Consider the following 1,836-nt stretch of genomic DNA (forward strand, 5'->3'; position numbering starts at 1 on the left):
GCCGGAGCGGATCAGCGCGCTGACCGCGTCGATGGTGTCCCAGGTGTTGACGTGCATACCGGCCAGGACGTGGTTCTCGTCGTCCAGCCAGAACGCGAGGTAGGCGCCGGACTTCGGGTCACCGCGCAGCACCACGTGGTACGACGCACCGCGCGGCAGCTCGCCCGCGTACTCCATGCCGAGGTCGAACTGGTCGGTGAAGAAGTACGGGATCGCGTCGTGCGACACGTCCTGGCCGAGCATCGACTTCGCGGCCGCGGCGCCGGTGTCCTTCGCGTTCTGCCAGTGCTCGACACGGATCGACCGGCCGAGCAGCGGGTGGTCCCAGCGGACCACGTCGCCGGCGGCGTACACGTCCGCGACCTTGGTCTGCAGGTCCGGGCCGGTGACGATGCCGGAGCCGTTGTCCGGCGTGGCGACCTCGATGCCGGCCGCCTCGGCGAGCTCGGTGTTCGGCCGGACGCCGACGCCGACGATCACCAGGTCCGCCGGGATCACCTCGCCGCCGCTCACCTTCACACCGGTCACCTTGTCCGTACCCTCGAAGCCCTCCACGCCGGTCCCGAACCGGAACTGCACGCCGTGCGCTCGGTGGAAGTCGGCGAACAGGCCACCGACCTCTTCACCGAGTACGGAGGCGAGCGCGGTCGACTGCGGCTCGACGACCGTCACCTCGCAGCCCCGCTCGCGCGCCGCCGCCGCTGCCTCGAGCCCGATCCACCCGGCGCCGACGACGACCACCCGCGGCTTCGCGGCGTACGCCTCGGTCAACGCCTGTGACTCCTCGGCGGTCCGCAGGTAGTGCACGCCCGGCAGCTCGGCACCCGGTACGTCGAGCTCGCGGACGCGGCTGCCGGTCGCGATCAGGAGCTTGGCGTACGGGACCTGCGAGCCGTCGTCGAGCGTGACCGTGTGCGCGGCCGGGTCGATCGCGGTCACCGTCGTACCGAGCCGGAGGTCGATCGAGTGGTCGTCGTACCACTGCTGGTCGTGCAACTGCGCGGAGCCGGTCTCGGCCTTGCCGAGCAGCACGTCCTTGGACAGCGGGGGTCGCTCGTACGGCAGTGACTTCTCACTGCCGATCAGCACGATCCGCCCGCTCCAGCCGTCCTCCCGAAGGGTCTCGGCCGCGGTCGCACCCGCGAGACTCGCACCGACGATCACGATCTGTTCATCAGCCATGCACGAACCTTAGCCCTCAGCGAACTCTTGTCGAAGGCTGTCTCGGTGAGTACGTTGTCGGAGCACATCATACGTCCTATGTCCTCCCTGGAGAGTCATGCGCGTACTCACCTCGGCCCGTCTCGCGGCCGCCGCCCTTCTGGTGTTCGCCGGTCTCACCGCTCCACCGGCCCGGGCCTCCTCCTCCGGACCGGCCGCGCCGTTCGTCGACGACAGTGTGCTGTTCCAGCAGAAGACCGACGGCTACTCGTGTTTCCGGATCCCCGCCATCGTGCACGCCGCCAACGGCGACGTCCTCTCGTTCGCCGAGGGCCGGGTCGCCGACTGCGGTGACGACGGCGACATCGACATCGTGCTGCGCCGTTCCACCGACGGCGGCAAGACCTGGGGGCCGCTGCGGGTGGTCTCCGACGGCAACGGGAGCACACACGGCAACCCGGTGCCGATTGTTGACAATCGGACGGGCCGGGTCGTCCTGGTGACGACCCACAACGGCCCGGAGCCGTGCACGAACGGCTGCGACCGCGACCCGTACGTACAGACCAGCGACGACAACGGCGCCACCTGGACCGCGCCGCGCGAACTCACCGACGCGAAGCTCCCGAGCTGGAACTTCTGGTACGCCACCGGCCCGATGCACGGCATCCAGCTCCA

Annotated in this window: 2 protein-coding genes; one reads left to right on the top strand and one right to left on the bottom strand. The window is 69.7% G+C overall.

Going from position 1 to position 1,836, the window contains the following annotated elements; translation table 11 throughout:
* On the bottom strand, positions 1–1,182 hold a 1,182-nt coding region (locus VFF46_RS03405; protein WP_325035522.1), incomplete at its 3' end, for an FAD/NAD(P)-binding oxidoreductase.
* Positions 1,183–1,279: 97 nt separating this feature from the next.
* On the opposite strand from VFF46_RS03405, the gene VFF46_RS03410 reads away from it, so the two are divergent.
* Positions 1,280–1,836, top strand: a 557-nt coding sequence (locus VFF46_RS03410) for a sialidase family protein (RefSeq protein ID WP_325035523.1), incomplete at its 3' end; no start/stop codon positions are given.

The organism is Kribbella sp. (genome assembly GCF_035655035.1).
GTDB lineage: Bacteria > Actinomycetota > Actinomycetes > Propionibacteriales > Kribbellaceae > Kribbella.